Genomic DNA, 3,937 nt, shown 5'->3' with positions numbered 1-3,937 from the left:
TGGCCGTAGGCGCGGTAGTGGGCGGACCAGACGATTTCGCCGTCTGGTGCGGTCAGTTCCTGTGGCGTGCCGAGGTGGTCGAGTTGGTAGTGGTAGGGGCTGGTGGCGTCGGAGCCGAAACCATCCAGTAGCGCTAAAGGGCGGAAGCTGTCGGGTTCGTAGAGGTAGCTGCGGTGGCGGTCGGCGTGGTGTTCGGCGATCAGTTTGTCGCCTTGCCAGAAAAATTCCGTCGTGACGCCGTCAACGGTTTTGCTGATGCGTCGGCCAAAGGGGTCGTAGCGGTAATGGGCGATTTGGCCGTTGGGTTTCTTGACGGCGATCAGGCGGTGCTGGCAGTCGTAGCGGTATTCGGTGACCAGTGCGTGAGCTTTGCCTCGGCGTTCGCGTATCAGGTTGCCGAAGGCGTCGTGGTCGTAATGCCGGTCGCCCTGGATCATCAGGCGATTGCCGGCGACGATGTCCGGGCCGGGGCGGTCGTGCATCAGCAGGTTGCCGGCCGGTTTGTGGCCGAAGCGTTCCTGTAGATCCTGCGAGTGATCGGCGCGGGTCAGGCGGTGGAGCGGGTCGTAGGCGTAGTGGTGTTCGCCTTTGCGCGTATCGAGAATGCGGGCGAGGTTGCCGGATTTGTCGTAGTCGTATTGGCGGCGGTAGTAGCGGTTTTCCTGTTGCGTGATGGCGTGGGCGTGGAGGCGGTGTTGGTCGTCGTAGTGGTAATGGTTGAGCAGTTGGCCTTGCTGTCGTTGCTGCTCCTTGCCCGCTTTGAATAGATGCGAGGTGAGCACTTCACCGTTGAGTTCGACGGTGCCGAGGTGGCCACCTTTATCGTGATTAAACGTGACGCGGTTGTTGTCCGGCAGGCGCAGGCGCTGCAGTTGACCGCAGGCGTCATAGCCATAACGCAAGGTGCCCCAGCCTTGATGCTCGGCGATGAGGCGGTTTTGTCGATCGTACTCATAGGCCAGCGCCCAGTGACCGTCTTCGACGCTGAGGAGATTGCCCTGGCGGTCGTAGGCGTAATCCACCTTATTGCCGTCCGGCAGGGTTTTTCTGACAAGGCGCCCGGCAGCGTCTCGCTCATAGCGGGTGATGAGCTGACTGCCATCGTCGCCATGTTCGGTCTTTTCCTGCAGATGGCCGTTGAGGTCATAAACGTAGGCGGTGCGCTGGCCATCAAAGCCGATTTCCTGCTGGATCAACCCGTTGGGGTGATAGGCAAGCCGGTAGGTCTCGCCCACCTCGTTTTCGATCTCGGTCAGCAATAACCGCGCGTTGTCATAGCGATACTGGACCTGCGTGCCATCAGCATTGAGTCGCCGACTGATCAGGTGCAGCCCGTCGGCATACTCGTAGCGCGTAACGTTGCCCAGTTCATCGCGTTCGGCGGTGATTTTTCCGTAGGCGTTGTAGCTGTATTCCCTGCATGCACCGCCCGGCAATATCAGGCGAACCAAACGGCCCACGCTGTCCCATTGATACTGGGTCAGCGCGCCATGCTCATCCTCGCGGGCCACCTGTCGCCCGAGGTCGTCATAGCGATAGCGCCTGATCCCGCCACTGGGCAACTGTTCCTCAAACAGTTGCCCGCGCTCATTCCACACCAGCCGTTGGCAGCTGTGATCGGGATACCACACCCCAATCAGTTGCCCCTGTTTGTTGTAGCTGTAGTCGGTGACATGGCCGTCCGGATCGGTCTTGCGCGTTACGTCGCCTTGTTCATTACGCTCGTATTTCCAAACCGCCTCACCCCGACGCACCACCCGTACGAACCCGTTGTCATGCTCGTAGGACGTCGGCTCATCGTCCCCCGGAAACAGCGCCACTAACCGCCCTGCGTCGTCGTACTGATACGCCGTCACCGCGCCCAACGGGTCCTGCTCAACCGTCAGCCGGCCTTTTTCATCGTAGGATTTGAAGTGCTGAGCGCCATCCGGATCCATCCGCTGCACCAGCCGTGCCCGCTGATCGTGGACGTACACTTCCTGGCTACCATCGGCGTTATGCACGGTGACGCGCCCGTCATCGGCCCACACATAGCGCGTGTCCATCTGCGCAAAACTGGCCCAGTGCCGCACACAGCGCGCCGCCTTGCCGGACCGTTCCCACGCCCAGAAGAAACTCGCCCCACCGGCCAGCCCACGTTCCAGAATCACGTGCTGCTCGTCGTACCGGTAAACCTCGCATTCACCTACGGCATTGGTCGCCGACACCAGTCGGCCCGCGTCGTCGTAGGCGTAGGACATGACCGTCTGTTCAGTGACCCAGTCGTAGGGTTCACGGCCCTTGGCGCGATGAATCTGGTAGTCCACCGCCACAATTCGACCCTGCGCATAGCGCAACCACAGCGAGCGCCCGGCGCCATTGTCCAGCCGCTCAATGCGCCCCAGCACGTCGCGGGAAATGCGCAGCCGGTTGTCGTACGCATCGCTGATCGCCACCAGCACGCCATCTCGAAAGTGATAAAACCGCGACGCCTGGGCCAGCACCAGCTCATCGGGCAAGTCCCCCAAAAAGATCGCTGCTTCCGCCAGGCTGTTGGTGATCGCCGGGCGAGCAATCGTCGGCAAGGGCAGGGTGGTCGAGCGATTTTCATGGTCCGTCCACACCACCGAATCGCCGGACATCTCCAGCCGCTGGGCCAGGGCATGGCTCCAGCCAAACCCCAGCCCGACATCGATTTCCACCGCACTGGTGCGATAAACCCGTGTCCACTCGAATGGCAAAATCCCATCCAGGATGCCGTCGGTGAGGGTGAGTAATTCCTCGCCGGTGACCATCGACACCGGGCAGCCATTGGTCACGGTCTTGTCCGCAGACGCAGACGCTTCCCCCGCCGGGTTTTTTGCCGACACCGGCACATCATCCACGGGCGATTCGTGCACGAGTGCCGTGCGCTGCGTCTTTTTTCGCACCGTCGGCACCGCGTTCGGCACCAGTGCCTCGCCCACCTTCAGCGGCGCCACCGCCTTGATTGGCGTGGCCGCACTGCCCAACAGCAACGGCTTGGCCGCCTCGACATGCTGTGCCAACCCCGGCTGCGCCAACTGCTCGGCGAGCATCTCCAGCCAGCGGCGCACCCGCCCGGACTTGATGTGCCCCACCACCTGCACACCCAGGCGAATCTTCACGCCCATGCCCCGCGTGGCCCAGATCAGCAACAGGTTGATCAGCACCTCGCCGGTGATTTCGCCCACCAGCTCAACCATCTGCGGCGGCGGCAGCAGGCGAATCCAGCCGATCATTGCTGACAGATAGATAAACAGCAGCGGCTCATCACTGAGCACCAGCAGGCCATGGGCAATGGCGTCCTTGCCCAGCTTGAGCAGCTCATCCAGCTCGCGCTGGGAGACATAGCGCAACCACTGCTCGCTGTTGGCCTTGAGGTTGGCGATCAGGTCGTACAGTTGCGTGATGTTGTCCCACAGGTTGTAGAGGGCTTTGGCCAAGCCGCCCGCGAAGGCGGTGCCTTGCAGGGCGCTGCGCTTCAGGGGCGGCGCTTTGGCAAACTCAGTCCACTGCGCTTGGAAGGTGTCTTTCCATTCCTCGCGCAGGCGAGATTCCAGCCCGGCGATCAGCGACTGATAAGACGCATACAGCGCCTTGACGTGGTCTTTGGAAACGTTGGGGTAGAAGGTGATGTGATACGGCTGGCCACGGGTGCATTCCGGGATTTCAAGCCGGCCGCTGGCATCTATTGTGCGATGGAGCGGGGCACCGAGAGCGCTGCCATCCGGGGCGATGGCCTGCACCCTCACGGGGGTATTACCGATGGGCACAAGGCGCGTGCTTTCAAACAGATGCACCAGGGTCAGCGAACCCTGGGCCGGGCAGGTCGCGACAACAGCGCTTGGCGTGCGCGAAGACACCGGCGCACTCAGCGTGACGTCTTCGCCGACGTTGAAGACTTGTTCAAGCTCCAGCGCCGAGCCGCTCCAAAAAC

At 62.0% G+C, this 3,937-nt stretch carries 1 protein-coding gene; it reads right to left on the bottom strand.

Features of this window, described 5'->3' with window-relative positions; genetic code table 11:
- A partial coding sequence (locus tag TU75_RS26040; protein ID WP_060550538.1) for a DUF6531 domain-containing protein occupies window positions 1-3,937 on the bottom strand: 3,937 nt, incomplete at both ends.

This window comes from Pseudomonas poae (assembly GCF_001439785.1).
GTDB classification, from domain to species: domain Bacteria; phylum Pseudomonadota; class Gammaproteobacteria; order Pseudomonadales; family Pseudomonadaceae; genus Aquipseudomonas; species Aquipseudomonas poae.
Note: the sequence above shows the minus strand (reverse complement) of the source record. Positions and strands in the feature narration are given on the sequence as shown.